The organism is Pleomorphochaeta sp. DL1XJH-081, from assembly GCF_049310885.1.
In the GTDB taxonomy this organism is placed as follows: domain Bacteria; phylum Spirochaetota; class Spirochaetia; order Sphaerochaetales; family Sphaerochaetaceae; genus CAYZJV01.
This window is the reverse complement of sequence record NZ_JBMDYO010000001.1, coordinates 603,161-626,332: the sequence shown is the minus strand read 5'-3', so window position 1 is coordinate 626,332 and position 23,172 is coordinate 603,161. Positions and strand designations below refer to the sequence as shown.

Annotated in this window: 21 protein-coding genes and 1 riboswitch; of the genes, 15 read left to right on the top strand and 6 right to left on the bottom strand. The window is 45.7% G+C overall.

The genetic code is table 11. The features are described 5' to 3' along the window. The first annotated feature begins 83 nt into the window (after positions 1-83). From ACODJP_RS02890 to ACODJP_RS02845, 10 genes are all read left to right on the top strand, one after another. Positions 84-1,493 (top strand): anthranilate synthase component I family protein, encoded by a 1,410-nt coding sequence (locus ACODJP_RS02890; RefSeq protein WP_422478270.1) that lies wholly within the window; start codon positions 84-86, stop codon positions 1,491-1,493. After that, positions 1,490-3,082, top strand: coding sequence for a bifunctional anthranilate synthase component II/anthranilate phosphoribosyltransferase (locus ACODJP_RS02885; protein WP_422478268.1), 1,593 nt, complete (start codon positions 1,490-1,492; stop codon positions 3,080-3,082). Before ACODJP_RS02890 ends, ACODJP_RS02885 begins: the two co-directional genes overlap by 4 nt. Continuing rightward, positions 3,075-4,559, top strand: a complete 1,485-nt coding sequence (locus ACODJP_RS02880; protein WP_422478266.1) for a bifunctional indole-3-glycerol phosphate synthase/phosphoribosylanthranilate isomerase — start codon at positions 3,075-3,077, stop codon at positions 4,557-4,559. Before ACODJP_RS02885 ends, ACODJP_RS02880 begins: the two co-directional genes overlap by 8 nt. Then, complete coding sequence (gene trpB / locus ACODJP_RS02875; protein ID WP_422478264.1) at positions 4,546-5,790, top strand: tryptophan synthase subunit beta; 1,245 nt, start codon at positions 4,546-4,548, stop codon at positions 5,788-5,790. The genes ACODJP_RS02880 and trpB overlap by 14 nt, the downstream gene beginning before the upstream one ends. Continuing rightward, a complete protein-coding gene (trpA, locus tag ACODJP_RS02870; RefSeq protein ID WP_422478262.1) occupies positions 5,787-6,545 on the top strand; it encodes a tryptophan synthase subunit alpha in 759 nt (252 codons plus the stop codon). Before trpB ends, trpA begins: the two co-directional genes overlap by 4 nt. A 64-nt stretch (positions 6,546-6,609) precedes the next feature. Continuing rightward, positions 6,610-6,740: riboswitch (FMN riboswitch) on the top strand. Between the two features lie 101 nt (positions 6,741-6,841). After that, entirely contained in the window at positions 6,842-7,957 is a 1,116-nt protein-coding gene (ribD, locus tag ACODJP_RS02865; RefSeq protein WP_422478260.1) for a bifunctional diaminohydroxyphosphoribosylaminopyrimidine deaminase/5-amino-6-(5-phosphoribosylamino)uracil reductase RibD, read from the top strand. Then, positions 7,957-8,619 carry a riboflavin synthase gene (locus tag ACODJP_RS02860; RefSeq protein WP_422478258.1) on the top strand — a complete coding sequence of 221 codons (663 nt, stop codon included), beginning with the start codon at positions 7,957-7,959 and terminating at the stop codon, positions 8,617-8,619. Before ribD ends, ACODJP_RS02860 begins: the two co-directional genes overlap by 1 nt. 16 nt (positions 8,620-8,635) lie before the next feature. Further along, complete coding sequence (ribA, locus tag ACODJP_RS02855; RefSeq protein WP_422478256.1) at positions 8,636-9,850, top strand: GTP cyclohydrolase II; 1,215 nt, start codon at positions 8,636-8,638, stop codon at positions 9,848-9,850. 20 nt (positions 9,851-9,870) lie between these two features. Further along, positions 9,871-10,332 (top strand): 6,7-dimethyl-8-ribityllumazine synthase, encoded by a 462-nt coding sequence (ribE, locus tag ACODJP_RS02850; RefSeq protein WP_422478843.1) that lies wholly within the window; start codon positions 9,871-9,873, stop codon positions 10,330-10,332. A 180-nt stretch (positions 10,333-10,512) separates the two neighbouring features. Further along, positions 10,513-11,196, top strand: coding sequence for a hypothetical protein (locus ACODJP_RS02845; RefSeq protein WP_422478254.1), 684 nt, complete (start codon positions 10,513-10,515; stop codon positions 11,194-11,196). On the opposite strand, the gene ACODJP_RS02840 is transcribed toward ACODJP_RS02845, so the two are convergent. From ACODJP_RS02840 to ACODJP_RS02830, 3 genes are all read right to left on the bottom strand, one after another. Further along, the gene (locus ACODJP_RS02840; protein WP_422478252.1) at positions 11,197-12,552 is read right to left on the bottom strand and encodes a permease prefix domain 1-containing protein; all 1,356 of its coding nucleotides are present in this window, start codon (positions 12,550-12,552) and stop codon (positions 11,197-11,199) included. Next, positions 12,542-12,892: a PadR family transcriptional regulator gene (locus ACODJP_RS02835; protein ID WP_422478250.1), complete on the bottom strand. Its 351-nt coding sequence runs from the start codon at positions 12,890-12,892 to the stop codon at positions 12,542-12,544. The genes ACODJP_RS02840 and ACODJP_RS02835 overlap by 11 nt, the downstream gene beginning before the upstream one ends. Before the next feature lie 150 nt (positions 12,893-13,042). After that, the gene (locus tag ACODJP_RS02830; RefSeq protein WP_422478248.1) at positions 13,043-14,221 is read right to left on the bottom strand and encodes a serine hydrolase; all 1,179 of its coding nucleotides are present in this window, start codon (positions 14,219-14,221) and stop codon (positions 13,043-13,045) included. Positions 14,222-14,482: 261 nt separating this feature from the next. Between ACODJP_RS02830 and ACODJP_RS02825 the strand changes: the two genes are divergently transcribed. The 4 genes from ACODJP_RS02825 to ACODJP_RS02810 are packed head-to-tail and all read left to right on the top strand — an operon-like array spanning position 14,483 to position 18,275. Next, a complete protein-coding gene (locus tag ACODJP_RS02825) occupies positions 14,483-15,751 on the top strand; it encodes a KamA family radical SAM protein (RefSeq protein ID WP_422478246.1) in 1,269 nt (422 codons plus the stop codon). Further along, positions 15,748-16,845, top strand: coding sequence for a D-alanine--D-alanine ligase family protein (locus ACODJP_RS02820; RefSeq protein WP_422478244.1), 1,098 nt, complete (start codon positions 15,748-15,750; stop codon positions 16,843-16,845). Before ACODJP_RS02825 ends, ACODJP_RS02820 begins: the two co-directional genes overlap by 4 nt. Beyond that, complete coding sequence (locus ACODJP_RS02815) at positions 16,817-17,809, top strand: D-alanine--D-alanine ligase family protein (RefSeq protein ID WP_422478242.1); 993 nt, start codon at positions 16,817-16,819, stop codon at positions 17,807-17,809. The genes ACODJP_RS02820 and ACODJP_RS02815 overlap by 29 nt, the downstream gene beginning before the upstream one ends. Continuing rightward, positions 17,787-18,275 (top strand): GNAT family N-acetyltransferase, encoded by a 489-nt coding sequence (locus ACODJP_RS02810; protein ID WP_422478240.1) that lies wholly within the window; start codon positions 17,787-17,789, stop codon positions 18,273-18,275. Before ACODJP_RS02815 ends, ACODJP_RS02810 begins: the two co-directional genes overlap by 23 nt. 17 nt (positions 18,276-18,292) lie before the next feature. On the opposite strand, the gene ygiD is transcribed toward ACODJP_RS02810, so the two are convergent. Together ygiD and ACODJP_RS02800 are read right to left on the bottom strand one after the other, a co-directional pair. Beyond that, entirely contained in the window at positions 18,293-19,057 is a 765-nt protein-coding gene (gene ygiD / locus ACODJP_RS02805; protein WP_422478238.1) for a 4,5-DOPA dioxygenase extradiol, read from the bottom strand. A 59-nt stretch (positions 19,058-19,116) separates the two neighbouring features. Next, complete coding sequence (locus tag ACODJP_RS02800) at positions 19,117-20,265, bottom strand: HNH endonuclease domain-containing protein (RefSeq protein WP_422478236.1); 1,149 nt, start codon at positions 20,263-20,265, stop codon at positions 19,117-19,119. Between the two features lie 254 nt (positions 20,266-20,519). On the opposite strand from ACODJP_RS02800, the gene ACODJP_RS02795 reads away from it, so the two are divergent. After that, a complete protein-coding gene (locus tag ACODJP_RS02795) occupies positions 20,520-21,047 on the top strand; it encodes a hypothetical protein (RefSeq protein WP_422478234.1) in 528 nt (175 codons plus the stop codon). A gap of 72 nt (positions 21,048-21,119) precedes the next feature. Here the strand turns inward: ACODJP_RS02795 and ACODJP_RS02790 are convergent, their stop codons facing one another. Next, positions 21,120-23,105: a copper-translocating P-type ATPase gene (locus ACODJP_RS02790; RefSeq protein ID WP_422478232.1), complete on the bottom strand. Its 1,986-nt coding sequence runs from the start codon at positions 23,103-23,105 to the stop codon at positions 21,120-21,122. Between the last annotated feature and the right edge of the window lie 67 nt (positions 23,106-23,172).

The following is a 23,172-nucleotide window of genomic DNA, read 5'->3' as shown; positions in this document are numbered from 1 at the left end:
TTTCTATTGACAAGAACAGTTTCCTTTTTTTATACTTCCGTTACTATTTGTAGAAACATAGTGCATGGAAAGGATGGTTTTAGATGGAAGTAAAGAGAACAGACTTGGTGATGAAGAGTCTCTCCGGGGAGCGATTCACACCGTTTTCCCTTGCCAACAAATTAGGAGCGAGCGCAATTTTGGAATCAGCGTCATTTACCCATGGAAAAGATCGGTACTCTATACTTCTTGTTAAAGAGGCGTTCCGCATTGTACAAGAACCCGATCGTGTAGTACTTCATATCGAGAAAGAGCGGATTCCAACCAACGAAACCGATATCCTTGCCACACTGGAGAAAATTGCGCTTCAGAATCCACTGCCTCCAGATGGAATTCCCTTACCAGGTGCCGGAATCGGTTATCTCGGTTATGAGTTCTGCCAACGATGTGATACGATCTCCATGAAATCCCAAGAGGATCCTCTCGGAATTCCAGAAGCTATGTTCATAGTCGGACATATCTACGTTGTCTTTGACCACTTTACGGACACTATACATTTGTTTGGGCTAAATTATGATGAACATGTCATTGATTTGGAGAGCTCAATGGAGAAAATTATCCATCGATTAGAGGATCTGGATTTCTCCTACCTCTCCCCACCAAAGACAGCAGAACAATTTTCCATAGTCACTGATATCGAATCAACCAAAAGACAATTCCTCGAGGGAGTGAAGAAAATCCAAGAAGACATCGTTGCAGGTAACCTCTTGCAAGCAGTACTTTCCAGGAGAATGGAAATAGAATCGGAAGAATCTGCTATAGCTGTATATCGGAGATTGAGATCCAGCAATCCATCACCTTATCTCTTTCTTATCGATTTCGGCGATTTCCAACTTGTTGGCGCATCACCGGAAAGCATAGTCCGTGTTCGTGATGGAGTAGCTTCCATCCGTCCCATCGCGGGAACCCGAAGGAGAGGCTCAGATAAGGAAGAGGACGAAGTTCTAAAAAAAGAGTTGCTCTCCGACCCGAAGGAACTCGCTGAACATCTTATGCTCGTGGATTTGGCCAGAAACGATCTGGGAAGAGTATGTGTACCAGGATCAGTACGCGTCTCACGTTCAATGGAAATTGAGAATTTTAGCCATGTCATGCATATCGTGAGTGATGTGGTGGGTCAGATCGATCCTCACACGGTAAAAGCTATAGATGTGCTCAAGGCTTCATTTCCTGCAGGTACAGTCAGTGGTGCACCAAAGATCGAGGCAATCAATCGATTATCCTTCCTTGAGACAGAAAGAAGAAGTTTCTATGGAGGAGCTGTCGGATATCTAGAACCAGATGGAGATCTCGATTTTTGTATTTCGATACGTTGTGCACTGAAAAAAGGTTCTCACTGGATCCTCCAGGCTGGAGCAGGTATTGTCCATGCTTCTGACGCACAGAGGGAGTGGATAGAGACGGAAGATAAATTGAAAGCACTCAGGAGTGTGCTAGGGGAGAGCTTATCATGATCGTGATTATCGACAACTACGATTCTTTTACTTACAACATCCAGCAAGCAATTGCTCGACTCTCACAGGATATGGTCAGGGTTATCCGCAACGATGTTATTGATATTGATGGTCTTAAGATTTTGCATCCTTCCCACATCATCATCTCTCCCGGACCTGGTCGTCCTGAGAATGCAGGTATAAGCGAACAAGTTATCAAAGAATTCGCAGGAGTGATTCCAATTCTCGGTGTCTGTCTCGGCATGCAGGCTATAGCGCATGTCTTTGGTGCCAAGATTGTAGGGGCGAAATACATCAAGCATGGTGTTGCCGAACCTATAGAGCTAGATGGTAGAGGGTTGTTTAGAACCATGGGTAGCCCTTCAACGTTTACCCGTTACCATAGTCTGGTAGTCGATGAAAAATCCTTGCCGGAATTATTCGAGGTTACGGCAAGGGCACCTGATGGAGAGGTCATGGGGATACGACATAGGGAGTTGATGCTCGAAGGAGTCCAATTTCATCCAGAATCGATTGCATCCATTGAGGGAGAGAAGGTATTCAAAGCTTTTCTTTCCTATCGAAGGGAACCTTTTCCCTTCAAACGAGTATTGAAAGACCTTCTCTCTGGTGTCGACATGTCCAGACAGACAGCTGAATTGTTTATGCATGATTTGACCGATGGAGTACTGGATGAGCGCCAGACCTCTGCCATGCTAACTGCTCTATCGGTAAAGGGCCCCGCTGCCGCAGAGATCGCCGGATGTGCTTCAGTCCTTGGCAAGAAAAAGATTCCAGTTCCAATATCGGGAAAACTCGTCGATATCGTTGGGACTGGAGGAGATGGTAAGGGAAGCTTCAATATTAGTTCAATGGCAGCTATCGTGATAGCAGCTTGTGGAGTTCCGGTAGCGAAACATGGAAATAGAGCTGTGTCGAGTCTCTCGGGTTCAGCCGACTTTTATGAGGCGATGGGATTGAACATCGACTTGTCGCCCGAACAGACTGCAAAGATAATCAAAGAAACCAATTTCGGGTTTCTCTACGCACCTGTTTATCATAGTGCCATGCGGTATGCTGCACCCGTACGACGATTACTGGGAGTCAAGACTATAATGAATCTTGTTGGCCCCCTTTCCAATCCGGCAGGAGCTTCGCATCTGGTCTTGGGGGTCTATGGAAAGGCGCTTATGGTACCGGTAGCCAATGCCGCTCATATGTTGGGAGCCGAGCGTGTTTTGGTTGTGTGTAGTACCGATGGATATGATGAATTCTCTCCCAATGCCCCGAACGATGTAGTGGAGATAGATGAAAATGGCCACATATCAACATATGTGGTCGATCCTCAGGAACTGGGAATTCCAGTAGCAGGTGACGACTCACTGTCGGGTGGTTCGGCGAAAGAGAATGTTCAACTGGCATATACGCTATTGGAGGGAGGCGGAAATCCAGCACTACGATATGCTGTTGCATTGAACGCTGGAGCAGCCCTCTATATATCAGGTCATGTAAAATCAATCTCTGAGGGTTACCAACGCGCATTGGTAGCGTTGACAGATGGTTCAGTTCAGCAAAAGATCTTCCAACTACGTGAGGTTACCCATGCATGATATCCTCTCCGAGATCTTGAGACAAAGGGAGGTGGATTACCGTGAAAAGGGTCCATCTTTCGGTACAGGAATCCCCTCCGAACGACAACGACCAATCAATCCTTTTCTTTTGAATCCTGGTCTGGTTCTGGAGATTAAACGCGCCAGTCCATCCAAAGGAGATATTGCCATCGATTTGGACCCCATTGGACTAGCTGGGCATTACAGGGCCTCAAAAGCGATTGGGATATCAGTTTTGACTGAACAGCGGTACTTCAAGGGATCTCTCGACGATCTAGTCTCGATAGGATCGGTTATCCAAGATGTTGCACTATTGAGAAAAGACTTCCTTTTGCATGAGGATGAGATTGGGATTTCGTATCTAGTGGGTGCCGATGCAGTGCTTCTCATAGCTAGGATTCTCCCAGAGGAGAAGCTTCGCTCGATGGCGTCCTTATGCAGAGAGTTTGGCATGACTCCTTTTGTCGAAGTCCACAATGATGCCGACTTGAAGAAGTTGGCAAAGGTATTGCGCGATGGTGATGCGATCGCTGGAGTAAATGCAAGGAATCTTAAAACATTTTTGATTGATCCATTGGTTCCTGCACAGAAGAGAGAGCTTATACCCTGCAAGGCAATCTATGAGTCGGGAGCTGTATCTCCAGGGGCTTGTAGATATGCAAGGAGCTTGGGCTATGAGGGAATGCTCATTGGTGAGGTAGTTGCTCGGAATCCGCAAAAGGCTCCCATATTTGTGGATGCATTCGCCTCTATGAAACCCAATCGAAGGGGTAGTTTTTGGAAGCAAATTGCCAAAAGGCGAGAAGATTCGAACCGACCTCTCGTGAAGATATGTGGTATCACCAATAGGGAAGATTTTCAGATGGTAGCATCATTTGGTGCCGATCTGATCGGATTTGTGTTTGCAAAGAGCCCTAGAAAGGCTAATGGTGAGGTTGTGCGGGAAGTTGTTGCCGAAAAGCGAATGATGCAAAATCCACCTCTTATGGTAGGCGTGATTACCGATTTGGATAGTAATCTTGCTTTAGAGGCTATCGATCTCGCTATGAAAGGTGAGCTGGACGCCTTGCAGTGTCATGGAAAATCTGCTCCATGTATGCTCCAGGAATTGGCTAGAAAATATGGTGACCAGGTTCCGGCTTGTTATGCCGCTATTGGGATTGGAGAGATCGGAGATGTCAAGATTGTAGAAGATTTACTAGTGGAAGGTGAACCGAGGGTTCTTTGTGATGCACAGGTTGGAAACCAGAGTGGAGGAACGGGAGTTCTGATCTCCGATCCTCTGTTGCGATCACTGGAGAAAACTGGTCCTCTGTGGATTGCTGGAGGGTTAGGCGTAGACACCATCTCAGAGGTGGTTCGAATCTACCGGCCGGAATTGGTAGATGTCTCAAGTCGGTTGGAGTCTGCTCCCGGGAAAAAGGACCCACGATTGATCAAGCGATTTTTCGAGGAGGTCAACAATGGTTATAGATGATTTTTTCAATGGTTTCGGTGGATCCTATGTAGCCGAGATTCTCCGTCGTCCAATTGAAGAGTTGAAAATAGCGTTCGAGGCCTTGGTTGATGATGCTGAATTCGATAAGGATCTTCTCCAATTGCAACAGGATTTTGTGGGTAGGCCTACTCCACTGTTATTCGCAGAACATGCTACACGTGAGCTCTCTGGACCTCCTATCTATATCAAGTTGGAAGGGTATGCCCATACCGGTGCTCATAAGATCAATAATGCTTTGGGACAAGTACTTCTGGCAAAGCGGATGGGTAAAAGAAGGATCATCGCAGAGACAGGGGCTGGACAACATGGTATTGCCACTGCCGCGGCTTGTGCCCGGTTGGGCATGGAATGTGTAGTGTACATGGGGGCTGTGGATGTCATGCGGCAGCAACCCAATGTAGCAGGAATGGAGTTGTATGGCGCGAAAGTCGTTCCGGTATATTCAGGGGCTCAAACCCTCAAGGATGCAATTAATGAAGCGATGCGTGATTGGGCTGCAAATTTTCAGGATACGCATTATCTGATTGGCTCGGCTTTGGGTCCGGCTCCCTTTCCCCATATCGTAAGGACGTTCCAATCGGTGATCGGAAGGGAATTGCGGGAACAACTCACCCGTAGATCCATTGAAGCTGGAACTCTGGTTGCGTGTGTGGGTGGAGGTTCAAATGCTATTGGTTTCTTTTCAAGTTTTCTTGATGATACATCAGTTCGATTGATCGGAGCTGAAGCAGGTGGTATGGGACCCTCCATTGGGCAACATGCTGTGAGAATGTCTTCAGAGGATGCTTCTGAAGGAATCATCCATGGATATAAGAGTAGGTTCTTGGTAGACTCCGATGGTCAGGTCTCTGCGACCCACTCAATCAGTGCAGGATTGGACTATCCCGGAATTGGGCCTCAACTCGCGGCGCTTGGAGTATCGGGAAGAATCGAATATACAAGCGCCTCCGATATCGAGGCGTTGGAGGCTGTCAGGTTCTTCGCTCGTAACGAGGGAGTTCTGTTTGCTTTGGAAAGTGCCCATGCTGGAGCTGTAGCAATGCGTTTGGCTCGAGAGTCTTCGCCTGACGAAAGACCCATAGTGATAAATATGTCGGGAAGAGGGGAGAAAGATCTCTTCATAACTTCTCCCTATTTCAGAAGAGAAGAGTGGGAACGGTTCCTCGCTTCCGAACTACATATGGTACAGAAAAGGGAGGAGTTCAAATGAATGTTCCTGTTCGTGTGATGGCCCACTTGATCGCTGGATATCCCGACGATCCATTGGCATTCGCAATTGCCGATTCACTAGTTGGAAGTGGAGTTTCCTACCTTGAGGTCCAAATACCTTTCAGTGATCCGAGTGCCGATGGGGTAGCGATCCAGAAGGCTTCGTCCGAAGTCCTCTCCCGAGGTTATACGATGAGTGACAATTTGCGATTTGTCGAAAAACTTGCTTCTTCCTTTCCGGACATACCTATTTTTGTAATGACCTATGCGAATTTGGCCTATCGACGAGGTGTCGATTCTTTTGTCACTACTATGGCTGGGGTAGGTGTAAAAGGTCTGATCATTCCCGATCTTCCATTCGACTATGACGAAGGTCTAAATGAAGCGTGTAAGAACCATGGTATGTATGCCGTTCCGGTGGCAGCGCCTTCCATGGATAGTGCTAGACGCGATAAACTTACAAGATTACAAAGGAAATTCGTATATGCTGCATTGAGAGCCGGCATTACTGGAAGTGAGACAGTCATAGATCCGTCCATGATCGAATTCTTGGATGATATTCGGGGAAATTCCCTGTTACTTGGAGGATTTGGTATACGAAGTGGTCAACAAAGTAAGTTGTTGGCACCCCATGTACATGCGGTGGTAGCGGGTTCTGTTTTTGTCAATATCATCGCACGATATGCCCCAGAGGGCGAAAAAGTATTGAAAACAATGATCAATGAGAAGGCAAGGGAGCTCACCGGTTTGGCTTGAACGGCCACTTTCCATGCTTCTTGACATTGTGGGTATGATGTGTTTAATTGATTGCGATACGTATAAGGTTCTTCAGGGTCAGGTGTAATTCCTTACCGGCGGTAGGCGACTAGTTCGTAAGCCCGCGAGCTCGTAAGAGCAGATTCGGTCAAAATCCGAAGCCGACAGTTAAAGTCTGGATGGAAGAAGAACGAGGTTATGACAATCATGGATACGACAGGATTTTCCTGTCGAGTATCATATTGTTGGCATATTCCTGATCAAACCCCTGAAGATACCTCTTTGGGGGTATTTTTTTGGAAAATCGAAAATTTATGCAAAGGGCATTGGACCTTGCACGATTGGGAATAGGGAGAACTCGTCCAAATCCATTGGTTGGTGCTGTCTTGGTAAAGGACAACAAAATCGTAGGCGAGGGGTATCATCGTCAATTCGGTGGACCGCATGCTGAGATCAATGCTTTGGACATGGCAAAAGATGCTGCGAAAGATAGCACACTCTATGTTACCTTGGAACCATGTAGCCACCATGGAAAGACTCCACCCTGTTGTGATGCGATCGTGGAATCTGGGGTAAAACGGGTTGTTTGCGCAATCCGAGATCCTAACCCATTGGTAGCAGGTAAAGGAATTGCGTACCTAAAATCCAAAGGTGTGGATGTTTCAGTTGGTATATTGGCTAATGAGGCATCTGAGCTGAATGAAATATTCCTACATTACATAAAAACCAAAAAACCTTTCGTTATCCTTAAGACTGCAATGAGTCTCGATGGCAAGATTGCCACGAGAACCGGTGAGAGCAGATGGATTTCATCACCACAATCTCGCCAACAGGTACATCAATTGCGCAATCAGGTAGCTGCTGTTGTCGTTGGAGTCAATACAGTCTTGAAAGACGATCCGGTTCTTACTACGAGGTTGGCCGAGGGCAAGGGAATCAATCCTCTTCGCATCGTATTGGATACCACAGGGCGGACTCCGCTTGATGCAAGATTGTTCAAGTCCATCGATGAGGCTCCCCTCCTGATTGTAAGCACAAACCGAATTTCTCCATCACGAGTCCAGGCATACGAACGGGCAGGAGCTGAAGTATGGATTATGGAAACCACTGGGCATACGGAAATGATCCATCGTTTTCTGACGGACCTTGGGGAACGGCAGGTCGACAGTCTGTTGGTCGAGGGAGGAGGAACTGTTGCCGAGTCTTTTGTGACAGCCAATGCAGTCGATAAATATATCGGTTACATCGCTCCTATGATTATTGGGGGAGAGCAAGCACCAACACCTGTGGAGGGTTCTGGCTTCTCCCGATTGTCGCAAGTCCTCAGGTTTTCGCATGTTGCCACCTCTGATTCCGGTGGTGATATCCGAATAGTTGCTTACCCGAATAGGGAAATAGGGGAGGCTTTGTGATGTTCACAGGATTGATAGAAGAGGTAGGGACGGTCCTTTCAGTTAAACGAAATTCGTTGGAGATCGCATGCAAAGAAATCCAAGATGATCTGAGTATAGGAGATAGTGTGGCGGTCAACGGTGTATGTCTGACGGTAACTGCATTCTCAACCAGATTTTTCAAGGCTGAGGTGATGCCGGTCACCCTCGGAGCCACGAATCTCGGTTTGTTGAAACCAGGTAGTTCTGTAAACCTAGAGCGCGCGATGATGCTTGGCAGTCGCCTCGGAGGCCATCTGGTAGCAGGTCATATCGATTCCACTGCAGTAATTTTGGGAAAGGAAGATATTGGGGAAGCTCTTTTGGTCTCTATAGGTATTCCTAAGGGGTGTGACCCACTCATCATTCGCAAAGGATCGGTTGCAATCGATGGAATCAGTTTGACTGTTGCTGAAATCGAGATGGAAAGGTTTACCGTTTCACTAGTAGGTCATAGCAGGAGATCGACGACTTTGGCACGTAGGAACGTTGGAGATCTGGTGAATATCGAATGTGACCAGATGGGAAAATATGTACAGAACATATTACTTAAAACCAATGGAGACAACACTGTTTTACAAGACAAACAAAACCATGGAGTTATGAGTTTCGGTTATTTGATGGAACAGGGTTTTACAACCTGAGTAGAAGGAGAAAAGAATGGAATTTAGTACAATAGAAGAGGCTTTGGCTGCCATACGATCAAAAAAAATTGTAGTAGTTGTCGATGACAAGGATCGGGAACATGAGGGAGATCTTATCGCCGCAGCAGAATTTGCGACACCTGAGATTATCAATTTCATGGTCACCCACGGAAAAGGATTGGTATGTGTTCCTTTGGACGAAACCATTATCGATAGACTTGAATTATCGCCTATGACTACGGTAAATAGAGACGTTATGGGGACAGCGTTCACCATTTCTGTAGACCATACCGATACGACAACCGGGATATCCGCTTTTGAGCGTTCTTTATCGATCCAAAGATTGGCAGCAGAAGATGCTACCGCTAAAGAGTTCAGAGCTCCTGGACATGTTTTTCCTTTGAAAGCTAAACATGGAGGAGTTTTGGAACGACCAGGACATACCGAGTCTGCAGTCGATCTGGCGAGATACGCAGGACTACGTCCCGCTGCGGTGATTTGTGAAATCCTTAAGGAAGATGGATCAATGGCCCGAACCGATGATTTGTTCATGTTCGCACGAAAACATGGATTACCGATAATTTCAGTCAATCAGTTAGTTGCCTGGAGATTGGAAAATGATCAATTCGTCATGTGTGATTCAGTTGTTGATCTACCAACAGAATATGGAGAATTCAAATCTTATACCTATATGGAGTATCCATCGGGAAATCATCATGTAGCCCTAGTGATGGGTGATCCAAACAGCTTTTCAAAAAAGAACGTGCCCTTGGTCCGTATGCATTCGGAGTGTTTGACCGGTGACGTATTCCATTCGCTCCGTTGTGATTGTGGTGAACAACTGAAAAAGGCGATGGATATGATCTCACAAGAGGGCGAGGGTATTTTAATCTACTTGCGTCAGGAGGGGCGTGGAATCGGATTGCCGAATAAAATGAGAGCTTACCGATTGCAGGAGGAGGGACACGATACCGTACAAGCTAATATTGCTCTGGGATTTGCCCCAGATGAGAGAAAGTATGATGTTGGTGCGAAAATCCTACATGATTTGGGAGCCACGGCTGTTCGATTGCTTACCAACAATCCTGCAAAGATCGAAGGATTGGAAAGAAGGGGTGTCGTGGTTTCCGACAGAGTCCCGGTTGTGAGTTTGCCCAATGTGAAAAACATAAGATATCTGAAAGTCAAATCTGAGAAGATGGGGCATTTATACGAAATAAAATCTAGCTAAGGAGCATAATGATGAAAACAATGAAGACGTATTCGGGAAATTTGGTAGGAAAAGGGAAGAAATTTGGTATCGTGGCGGCACGATTCAATGAATTTATTACATCGCGGCTCATCGATGGAGCCATGGATTCACTGCAGAGACACGGGGTGGATGCCCAAGATGTCGATTTAGCTTGGTGTCCTGGAGCATTTGAAATTCCACTGGTAGCAAAAAGGATGTTGATGACTGAAAAGTATGATGCGGTCATCTGTTTGGGATGCGTAATCAGAGGAAGCACGTCACACTTCGATTATGTTGCTAATGAAGTGGCAAAAGGTATTGGTAAGGTCTCCTTGGATTTTGCAAAACCGGTCATTTTTGGAGTTCTCACTACTGAAAGCATTGAACAGGCTATAGAACGTGCAGGAACTAAAGCTGGCAATAAAGGGTTCGATGCAGGAACTTCGGCGATAGAGATGGTGAACCTATTCGAAAGCCTGTAATATAGGAATCTCCCAAGGTCGTTGCATGCAATTTTTTACTACCCATTTACGAATTCATAGAGTATGATGCTAAAAAGGAATACTACATGATCTATCTAGTACAAATCTTATAAGATGGTTGGGAATACCTCTTTGAATAAAGATTTTGATAGCTCTAACGTTACAATGGAGGATTTCGTAATGGGAATAAAAATGGGGAGAAAAATTGCGATTGCTGTAGTTGTCTTCATGATAGTGGTGGCTTTTGCAGGGTGTGATTTGGCAATGGTAAGTCTTGGTACTGATGTAGATACCGATACAAGAAGCCTTGAAACCCGTACGGTGGATACTGCAAAAGTTAAAATGAATAGTTCTCCCCGGTCATTTTCGGCATCGGTCAACCTTTATCAGGATTATACAAGTGTCGTTACTCGCGATATGGGTAACAGTAACCATCATAAGACAGTACAGGAGACCCTCTATAGCTTGCCTTTGGAGATCGCGGAAGGGGTGTTCCTAGGAGGAGCGATCGAATCGGATTGGGATCTGTTGGATGGAAAGTATGTAATCATGGACAATGTCACCAACTACAACCTGGATGAACAGACTACGGCACTCAATGGTTCGAACCATAGTACCATCACCGTAGTCGACGGGGCAATGAATCCGATTCTCATTTTGGATGCCAATGGTGTGATCAAGGGTTCCTTATTTGGTGCCGAAATCTCCATGAACTGGGTTGCGAAGGAGTCTTTCGGCGCAGATGTACAGGCTAGAGGCAAAGTAGAAGGTACTTTCGTATGGTTGGAAGTTAATCCTTCCAGCGGTACTATCCAACAGATCCTACCTAATGGCACATTTTCCCTGACCGGGACCTACAATTGACTAGTGGAATCCGAATATCAGGGGAAACAGAACCACTACAACGGTAGCCCAGATTGCATAGACTGGAAGAATACGCATCTGCATTTCAACTATTGTTTGGAATGCAGATTTCCGTATGAGGTACCTAGCATAGCCGATCGAGAGCAGCAAGAGGTTTACCAGTAGGATAATGTTCTCGCCAAGTGCGGCACTCTTGTTCGGGGAGAATCCATATACCGAGAGTCGTGTTAAGATACCGGCAAGAGCGATTATATCTACGATGACGGCTGCAGCAAGGAGAGCGAAACTGAAAACATCCCAAATAGTTGGATTTGCACTACTGCGATAATCCTTTGAGCTCATACTATATAACGTGAGAGCGAGAACGAGGGCAAGGACTACATCGAACCAGATCAACAATGCCCGGTTTTCAAAAGCATCGTGTGGCTTGATGGTGAATACAACGATAAGGGCTACCATGATAATCAAAAATAATGGCGTGAATATCCGAGCGAGAACCGGTGCGATACTCTCGATGAGACTCTTTTTTTGCTGGACAAGATAGGCTGCGATTGGAAAGATGCCGAAAAACCCCAAAGGAGCCATCCAAAATTGCACAAATCGTGATGCATCGATTCCCACGAGTTCGAATGTTCCCAACGTTAGGACAATGAGAACCACTCCTCCCAAGCCTATCAGTACCGTGAATATGAACCCCTCTCCCAAAAAGCGGATGTAGTTCAACCGTGTGTTGGTGTTTTTCCAATCTCCATAGAAATAGAGAAGGAGAAGAACGGAGATGATTGGTACGTGTATTGCCGATAATATTCCGGTATGATGTGGCTCGAATGAAGGATATCCGTTGACTACCAGCGCTGCCAAACCGAAAAGGCATAGCATAGCTATACTTTGTAAGAATGGAAGACTCCTACGCCAAACATAATAGATAGCCACGGGAAAAAGAGCGAATAGCGACGCATTACGTGCATAGATTAGCCCAAAGGCATCAAAATCGCCATATCCGAATAGGGCTGGAAGCTTTCCCAGTAAACCTCCTAAAAGAGCCAATCCAATCACGACTAGGACTTCTACTCGGCCTTTCGATGCACTCGTCCTATTGGATGAAGGAATAAACAACTGTTTCCAAAAATCTTCTGTAGATACTTTGGAGAACTCTTCATTGATCATGTCCACATCCCCTAAACGACGTACTGCTATAAGGAATGCCTCTTCAGTGACAAGACCTTTTCCAACCAATTCATCGATACTATCACGAAGATGTGATTCCAACTCATCCACATCATCTTTTTGAATTGAGTCGGCCTTTTCTAAATGACGTTTCCAAAGGTCTATTTGTAATTCCAGATCAAACATCATGTGATTCTCCCTCTCTTTGGCTATCTAGTGTCAGTAGGGCATGGTTCACCACTTTCCACTGGGATAGAAGTACCGAAAGTTCTTCTCGTCCGGCTCTTGTGATTTTATAGTATTTGCGTCGTCTCCCATTGCTAGCCTTTTCCCAGTAGGATTCGATGAGTCCAGTGGAATTAAGGCGATGGAGGACCGGATAAAGCATGCCGTCAGTCCATGCGATTTCATTGTGTGAGATATCTTGTACCTTTCTAATAATCGCATACCCATATGAGTCGTTAGATTGCAGGATTGCAAGAATAATGGGAGTGGCGGAGGCTGCCACTAGTTCTTTCGATAAGTTCATGGTATGAATTGGCCTCCTCTTTTACATAGTACTGCTATGCATAATACCACTAGGTATTAAAGCGGTCAAGAGTTTGCTCTATCCATACGTATCCATTTGCCAAGTAACATCTCCACTACTCGACAGTCAGAGGAATTGCCTTGCGTATAGCTATAGTGTGTGCAAGATGGTCTGATATGCGCTGATGATATCATTTTCCGGTAGAGGGGAGTCACTATCATTCACAGTTACCGAAACGCTATAACGGTTTCCTTCTGTATCGATAAGGAATGTGGTGAGATTGAGAACTCCCGGCTCCGAGCCCCCTTTGTAGGCTACTCTTTGCCACCGTTCTACATTCGCCAAACCGGGGTTTACCGTCAACAAATCCAGATGCTCCAATCTCTCAATCAGATTGGCCAATTGCGTGGTGCTCATATACCATTCGATATCTATAGCGATTGGATTTCCTGAAAAAATGTTTGAATCCGGAAGATCAAATTTCCCAATGGTATCTAAAATGTTCTTACGCTTTATGGTAGATGCATTCCGATATGTTTCGAGAATATGTTTATTGTCTGGATTTTTCAGACGAAACAGTTCACCAGTAGAGAGCGTTACGAGGGTACTTGGGATGTAGGTTCCAATTTCTTCCCGTCCTACGAGATCGATAAGAGCATCGGTAGCGGTATTATCACTCATAGATATCATCAAAGTCGCGAGGGTCTCTATAGTAACGCGACTTCCATTCGGCCAATCTTGGAGGATCCCCGTCGGTAGACTTTTCCACTTCGGATCGAGAACTACTATTTGCTCCCAATCTAGTCTTCCCTGTTCAATTGCATCGTCCAATGCTGCGAGTATCGCCAGTTTGAAGGCTGATCCGACTGCCAGAGGAAGGTGTGGATTATGTTCATACAAGGTTTTCCCATTCTTTCTTACCAATACAGAAGTAGTCCCTTTCATGTCTATGATTTGTGCGACCGCATCCTCCAAAGTCGTTCCCTCTGGTATGATTTCGGTAATTTGGAGACCAGCGATTTTACCTTCCGGGTCAAGAGCAATGTAAAAAGTTGCATGGCCTTTCTCAAATATTATCGTATAGGGATTGGCTTCACCCTCTACAGTGAGTAATGCCCCAATCTGTGCAAAAATCTGATCGGTAATTTGTGTCATGGATGAGAGAGGAACTGCCTTTTGGAATTGAGTAGTATATTCAACTTCCTGTGGTCCACCGGTGAACAACAGTCGTAAGACTTCACGTTCATTCTGAGATGCAAAGAGATTGGTTGCGCTGGATACTAGTAGGAGTAGTAAAATGATTATAATAAGAATTTTTTTCTGTTTCATGCTAAAAATGTACAACAAGAGCATACGTATGTAAAGATTATCGAATCGATACCCTCCAAAGGGAATCCAAACGATACATAGTAGTTGGTAGAACCTAAAAGAATGCAACGGATAAAGCAATATTTTGCCATCGAATTTATAAGATTTTCATTCCAAAACGAGGGGGAGGGCTACTGTTTAAAAATTCATAGAGTGATATAATCCCCAGTAGAAGTGAGCGCTTGGAGACCAACTTGTCAGTGCCGTAAGAAAACTGCCAATTTGGCTACACAAGAGCGTAAGGAGCATATCGTGGAGCAAGTCTCTGCGCAACAGGTTTCGTCTTTCGATGACGAGCCTCCGCTTAACCATATGGGTGTGGATTCCGTTGACACCACACCCCGGGAATCAAGATCCGGATACCCTGGATCCTCCCTGTTCAGAAAGCAATTTTTTCCGAACACGAATTCTACCCAATGGAACGATTGGCATTGGCAACTGTTTCACAGGATTACCACTGCAGATCAATTGTTTCGCTACATTGAACCGACAGATTCTGAACGTCGGGCACTCGAACAGTCTGCCAAGATGTTTCCCTTTTCTGTAACTCCCTATTATCTCAGTCTGATAGACCTTTCGGATCCTGATGATCCTCTACGCAAGACATGTATTCCGCGTATGGAGGAGAGTCATATATCAACAGGCGAGGCAATCGATCCTTTGGGTGAAGATCATACAAGCCCTGTACCATCGATCGTACATCGTTATCCTGATCGGGTTCTATTTCTTGTTACCAACTTCTGTAGTGTCTACTGTCGTTACTGTACCCGTTCTAGGATTGTGGGTGGACATGAAGGAGCACAAGATTCTCATTGGGAACAAGCTTTCGCCTATCTGGAGCAGCATCCCGAGGTTCGTGATGTAGTAGTATCGGGAGGAGATCCTCTTACCCTTTCCGATGAGAGGCTGGCATATCTGTTGGGAAGACTCAAAGCGATACGTCATATTGAGATTATCCGAATCGGAACCAAAGTTCCCTTTGTTCTTCCACAACGTATCACACCGGCTCTTGTGAAGGTGTTGAAAAAATTCCAGCCGATATACCTGAATATCCATGCTACCCATCCACGGGAGATTACTCCAGCCTCAAAGATTGCCTGTAATCGATTGGCCGATGCGGGTATCGTACTCAGTAGCCAGACCGTACTGCTATCTGGAGTGAACGATTCTATCGCTACTATGATGGCGCTTTTCCATAGATTGCTTACCGTACGAATCCGCCCTTATTATCTTTTTCAATGTGATCCAATAGTAGGTTCAGCCCATTTCAGGACCTCGATTGCCCATGGCAAAGCTCTCATGGATGGCTTGCGAGGACACACCAGCGGACTTGCAATACCTCACTATGTGGTGGATACCCCGGGAGGTGGTGGCAAGGTTCCCCTACTACCCGATTATGAGGTCTCCCATAATATGGAGGGCTTATGTCTTCGCAACTATGAAGGGAAACATTTCATATATCCGGATCTACCGCAGGAGGCTTCGCTATGATTTCCCAACGAAGCGAGCGGAACGCTGCCGTAATCATGGAAGCACTCCCGAGCGAGTGCAGGGAACGAAAGCTTGCTTGCATACCTTTCATTGTCGGATTGACCTACGATCTTAAAGAACGATACTTGGCCGATGGTTATAGCATGGAAGAGGTAGCGGAACTCGATTCACCAGAAACGATCGATGCTATCGATTCTGCGCTACGTTCATGTGGGTATGAAACAGTTAGGATCGGAAACGTGAAGGACCTTGTGCATGCGCTCTCCATGGGAAAACGTTGGGATATTGTGTTCAATATTGCCGAAGGAATGCATGGGTTATGCAGGGAGGCTCAAATCCCAGCTCTTCTTGATGCTTATCGTATTCCCTACGTGTTCTCCGACTCGATCACATTGGTGGTTACCCTTCATAAAGGATTGGCAAAACAGGTAGTCCATAGCCATGGCGTACCGACAGCTGACTATGTAGTTATAACCCATATAGAGCAATTGGCAGAGGTTGAGCTTCAATTTCCCTTGTTCATTAAACCTGTAGGAGGTGGAACAGGAATCGGAATCGACGGAGATTCCATGGTCACCACTGCAGAAGCTCTGCATGATGGGGTTCTTCGACTTCTTAAGAATCATGATCAACCGGTATTGGTAGAGACGTACTTGTCAGGTAGGGAATTTACAGTGGGAGTACTTGGTACGGGGAAAGGTTCCCGCTCCATAGGTGTAATGGAAATCGTGGTCGATAACACAAGTGATCGGGGAATCTATTCATACCACACGAAAAAGCACTATCTGGAGAGTACGACTTATCGCCAGGTTGAGGGCGAACTAGCCGCCGCGTGCGAAAAAGTTGCTTTGGGGGCTTGGAGAGCCTTGGATTGTCGGGATGGAGGGAGAGTGGATGTTCGTATGGATGAGCTTGGGAATGTGAATTTCTTGGAGGTAAACCCATTGGCTGGATTGCATCCGATCGATTCCGATCTTCCTATACTCGCATCCATGCACGGACTAGACTATCGTGATTTGATACGTATGATCATGGAATTCGCTTGTGATCGTCTCGGATTGGAATATGGGAAAATACATTCTGCTATTGCATGATGCCGTTGATGTGGATGCTCCACCAGATGAGCAAGATACAATCTTACAGCTAACTCAGATTGATGAGGAATTGATTGCTGCGGGATTCCGTACCGAATGTATGGCATTTGCTGGCGATCTAGTTTCTCTTGAGATCCATTTGAAGGAACATACACCGGATGTGGTTTTTAATTTGGTTGAAACTTTCCACGGAGCCCGTTTCCTCCATATCATCCCGGCGCTTTGTGAAAAATTGGGAATCCGGATAACAGGTGCCGGTGCAACATCACTCTTCTTGACCAGCGATAAGCTGGTATCAAAACATCTCATGAAACTTGGTGGTATCCCGACTCCTGGTTGGATTGATCCACATAAGCGTGACGATTGGGAGTCATTCTTGGCTCGTCCTTTGATCTGTAAGCCTAGGATGGAAGATGCTTCAGTAGGAATTGATGACTCTTCGATCTTTACCTGTGCTTCTATTAAAGATTTGGAACTCCGAGTGGATCATGCTGAAGCGAACCAGCTGTTTATTGAAGAATATATTGAAGGGCGAGAATGCAATATATCGATAGCAACTATCGATGGAGTAGTGACAATTTTTCCCATAGCCGAGATGCTATTTCAAGATTATCCTGTCAGCAAACCGAAAATCGTGGGATACGATGCCAAATGGCTGGAGGATTCTTTCGCCTATAGGCATACCCTCCGTTCGTTTTCTATCGACCGGGAAGTTCCTTTGTCATCAAGATTGAGACAAACAGCACTCTCTTGCTGGCATGTATTTCTCTGTCATGGATATGGGCGAGTCGATATACGTATTGCAGACGATGGAACTCCCTATGTACTTGAGGTGAATATGAATCCATGCATAGCCAGAGATAGCGGATTCATTGCTGCCTGTGCCGAATCGGGACTATCCTATGTAGAGGTCATACAGGGTATTGTGAAGGAGGCTCTTTGTGGTATCTCCAACATTTCGTGAAGAACCTCAGGCCAAGGATAGTGCAAATATTGCCAGAATTGTTCGCAATACGGGGTTTTTCACATCTGATGAATTGGATATTGCGGTATCACTGGTCCGTGAGCGATTGGATAAGGGAGAAGCTTCTCTTTACTATTTTGTGTTCGCAGAGATGGGAAACCGTGTGATCGGATATACCTGTTATGGTCCCATCCCAGGAACGGTAAATGGTTTTGATCTCTACTGGATAGCTGTAGACCCGGAATTCCAAGGTTTCGGTGCAGGGCGTTCCTTGTTGGCATATACTGAAAGAAAAGTAAGGGCGAAACATGGGCTTAGGTTATATGCGGAGACTTCATCTACATTTCAATATGCATCTACGCGGTCCTTTTATGAGAATAACGGATTTCTTCTTGAGGGGAAACTGGTAGACTATTATGCTCCGGATGATGACAAGCTACTCTATGTGAAACATCTTTCTCCCTAGGCGTACGATAATCCTTGTTACCCGAAGACATAGGCATTCATGGATATACTACCCATCACGCACTCTCGATTATAGGTAGTAACTGGTTCTCCCGGTTTTACTGCCCCTAATACATACAGCAGCGGGTCGAAGTGCTCCCGTGTGGGGACTGCGAGATTGGCATCCTGATGGGTTTCAAGGCTATCTGCGACGGCGGCAAAATCACCTTTGATTATTGCGTCATGGATGAAGGCATCGAATCGGTAAGCCCACGGAAATCCATCGTATCGATCGAACGAGACCATTCCCAAATTGTGAACAATATTGCCAGAACCTACTATCAACACTCCCTGCGAACGGAGAGCAGATAAAGCCTTTCCATAAGCCATTTGTGTAGCGGGACTGGCATTGCAATCGATCGATAACTGAAAAACTGGAATACCGGCTTCTTGGGGATACATATGGCGTAGGACACTCCAAGATCCGTGGTCTAATCCCCACTGGTCATTCTCGCTAACCGTAGTTGGAAGGAGCCTAGCGGCACGTCTTGCGATTTCGGGTGCTCCGGGAACCCTGTAGGCAATCTCGTAGAGTTCTTCTGGGAACCCATAGAAGTCGTGGATGGTCCGAGGCTGTGGGGTCACAGCGACTTGTGATCCTGTGGTATACCAGTGTGCGGATACACAGAGGATAGCCTCAACCGGTCCACATTTTATGCCTATATCCTGCCAAGCTTTCGCAAATTTGTTACCTTCCAATGCGTTCATTGGCGATCCATGACCGACAAATACTACTTTTTCCATAACAGCACTCCCTTATTTCTGCCCTAGTCGTTGTGCAAGTGACCGTTGGCTCAAATTATTTACCTATCAGGCTTCCATTGCCAATCCTTAGGAAAACCTTGTGAAGCGGCTAGTGCATAAAGCGGCTCCATGGTGGTTTTCAGTCCAAGGTATAATTTTTGTCGATCGAGTAAATCTGCAGGTCTCATGTGGAGATCTGCAATGTATGGCTCTGTAATCTTATTCCATGAGATAGTACCTGGGTTATCTCGATATGTTCTCAGCCCAATATACTGGAGGTCCGCAAATCGTTTGAAATACTGGGATAATGATGGAAGGTTATTAGATTTTGCGGAATTAATACTACGACTGACTGGGATGAGATTCCACAATTGGTCATGGGCAACGAATGACCATGGGAGAAAATGATCGAGAGACATCTGCTGTTCTTGAATTGGCTCGTCCGAGAAAATACATCTGGTAGGGTGATGTTTCAGTACGGTTTTCCAAAAGATTTTCTGGTTCTCGATGGGCTTGCGGATAACTGGTGGAAATAGTTTGGTCTGCAGATTCGGTACAGAGGGGTTTCGCCTTTGCATGTAATCCAACCAGTTCCAAGCTATGAAGGCTTGTACCAGAGTATAGTTGTCGAAAAAGTAGAGCATCCAATCGGGATGCATGATGATCGAGCGTCTATCTTCCGCTATGAAGTAAAAGGGACGGGTTTCGTCAAACTCCTTACAAGCCAATCCCATAATGAGATTGTTGCTTGAGGAGTCGTTCACTCCTATCATTCTATTGGCGAAAAAAGGCCTGATTAGACGATAGGGTACAAAGCGAAGCAGATCGTTACGGAAATAATCCTTTTGTGCGATTATTGCTTTCAATCTATTCTTAGATTCCTCTCCCCATGTCATAGCATATGGAACAAGCAACTCAAGACGTTCCAATTCCTCAGCGATCCGATCGTTTGTACCGAAAGAGAGTTTGAAAAATGTGTGGGGATACCAAGCGATTGCCAACATCTCCAGGAGGATCTCATCGAGCCGTATGGAGAGCTGGTTGAAGTGGGTCTCCGCCAGGATGTTCATCAGAGCACGAAAATAGAGATATTTATAGGATGTGGCGGTATTGGAAAAGACTTGCAGAAGGATGGATATGTCGACTCGATTGGAGTAGGGTAAGCGGTTTCCTTGATCTGTAATATTCCACTTTTCAAAATAATCCATGTCCTTGTAATAGTATGGGACAGATGTCCCTCGTGCAAGGACCTTTTTTCAGATACGATTCTCCTGTGAAGAAATCGATGATATACAAAAATTTATGAAACTTGAAAAATTCCTTGTGTTCTTCCTTTTCGTGCGGTAATACTTATAAAGGCTTTGGGGAAAGAAAATAATTAATGCCTCATGCAATTTTTGCAACGACACACCTAGGATGACTCTTCTTTGTATAGTTGGCATGAGTACAAAAGAGGGTTGATATGAAGAAACTATTAATACTTATCCTTATGCTCCTACTTGCTACTTCTACAATTTTTGCAAGTAGTGCCTACTCTCCTATGGGTCAGGTTGCACAGACAACTATGATGACAGAGCAGCTCGATGCCGCGATCGGTGTCTCTACACTATTGTTCGCCGGATTCGCTGAGTTCGCATATTCGATGTATGGAGAAGTTCCTGGGATGTCTGGAACGGTAGGAGAGCCCGAACCGAATATCGATATCACTTGGAACAACTGTGACGTGGGGTTGGCTTTGGGTGATGATATGGCAGAACCTGGTGAAATAGTCATAGAAAGTGGATCTCATGTGGTATCTCTCAATGGAGAAGAACTCCATACAAAACTAGATGTGATAATTGATTTCAATACAGATGATGAGATTGATGGTACGTACCGGGTTGTGTATGAAAGCCGGACTCACCAATACGGTACCGACGAAGAGGAGGAAGAGCTCCTTGAGTTGTCCGTAGATGGTAACATGGTGAATACAGCCCTTCTATACGAATAATAGACCCTCAGGCTCCAGTTGTAGTCAGCGGTTGGAGCCTGTAAACTGATGTGATTCTGATATTCGATCCATCTATTCTTGTTCATTACCCTTCGGGATCTTCAACAGCCGAGCATTCAATGCAACGATTACCGTCGAAAGGGTCATCAGGATGGCTCCGACCTCCGGTTGTAGGATGAATCCAGTCGCATACAAGACGCCAGCAGCAAGCGGTATAGCAATTACATTGTATGCTGTTGCCCAAACCAAATTCTGAATCATCTTTCGGTAGGTTGCTTTGCCGAACTTGAGAAGAGTAACAATATCCTGTGGATTGGAATTGACCAAGACGATGTCTGCAGTAGATGCAGCGACATCGGTACCACTGCCAATGGCGATTCCAATATCGGCTTGTGCGAGGGCAGGGCTATCGTTTACTCCATCTCCCGTCATTGCTACAAAGGCTCCCTTGTTCTGCAACTCCTTGATCTTCTGTTGTTTCTCATCGGGCAATACTTCGGCGAAATAACCATCCATGCCTAATTCCTTGGAAACAGCTTTTGCCGTGGCCTCATTATCTCCAGTGAGCATCCAGCATTGGATCCCCATAGACTGAAGTGTGGAGACTGCTTGTTTGGATTCGACTCGTATCGTATCACTTAACGTGATCGACCCGACCAAGGTTTCGTCTATTAGGACGAATACACGCGTGACGGCCTTCTCATCTTCAATGGAAGGAATCTCGATACCGAGTTCTCTGACATGCGAAGGGCTGGCGATAAGGACCTTTGCAGAATCTACCGTCCCTTCGATTCCTTTCCCCTTGATTGTTTGTGCACCATCGACAGAGGCGAGTTCCAAACCCTGTTCCTTAGCGTATGCCACGATACTTTTCCCTATCGGATGCTCTGAGTGGGACTCCAATGAGGCTGCCATGGAGAGAATCTGTTCTTTCGTAAAATTCTTCCCCTCAAATGAAGTAACATCGGTTACAGAGAAAGTTCCTTCGGTCAGAGTTCCAGTTTTATCGAAAACGATGGTCTGGATATGCCGAGCTTGTTCGAATGCCGTACGATTGCGGATAAGTAGGCCATGTTGGGCCGATTTTGTCGTGGAAACCGAAACAACCAGAGGAATTGCTAATCCCAATGCATGTGGACAAGTAATGATCATGACAGTCGCCATTCGAGTAATGGCAAATTGCAGATCATACCCGACAACCAACCAAGCAACAAGCGTTACGATTCCTACCGTGATAGCGGCTAGCGTAAGATATCGTGCTGCACGGTCGCTTAATTTCTGGGTTTTTGATTTTACCTCTTGAGCCTCCCTGACCATGGATATGATTTTTGACAAATAGGCATCTTCACCGACACCATCTACTTGTAGGACGATACTCCCATCACCATTGATTGATCCTCCGATCAATTTATCTCCTTCTTCACGATGGACAGGTTTTGATTCTCCTGTAAGCATTGATTCGTCAATGTAACTCGAACCCTCTTTGATTTGACCATCGGCAGGGATTTTCTCTCCCGCTTTGATCACAAGAAGATCGCCCTTTCCAATCTGATCGATTGCGATATCTTCAATATGGTCCCCTTGCTTCCGATGGGCTTGAGATGGCATAAGACGGGCAAGTTTTTCCAAAGCAGCCGAGGCTCCTACAACACTAGCCATCTCAATCCAGTGGCCAGCGAGCATGATGGCAATCAAGGTCGCCAGCTCCCAATAGAAAGGTGTGCCTGAAAGACCGAAAGTAACGGCAGTACTATAGCCAAATGCCACGGTAATAGCCATGCCGATGAGTGTCATCATTCCAGGGTTCTTCGATTTGAGTTCGTCGTACAGCCCCTTGAGGAATGGCCATCCCCCAAAGATGTAGAGAATTGTAGCAAGAACAAATACGATATACTGCGAACCAGGGAAGATAAGGGAAAATCCGAAAAGGTCCTGGATCAGCGGGGTGAGAACCAAAATTGGTATGGTCAGTATGAGACTGAAATAGAATCGGTTTCGGAAATCTTTTATCATCATACGATGATGATCTGTATGGGAATGATGGTCGTGGTTTTGCATGGTACCTCCTTGGGTGTTCTCTTCCTAACAATAGGTCTCGATCAATCAAGAGAAGTGCATAGGAATT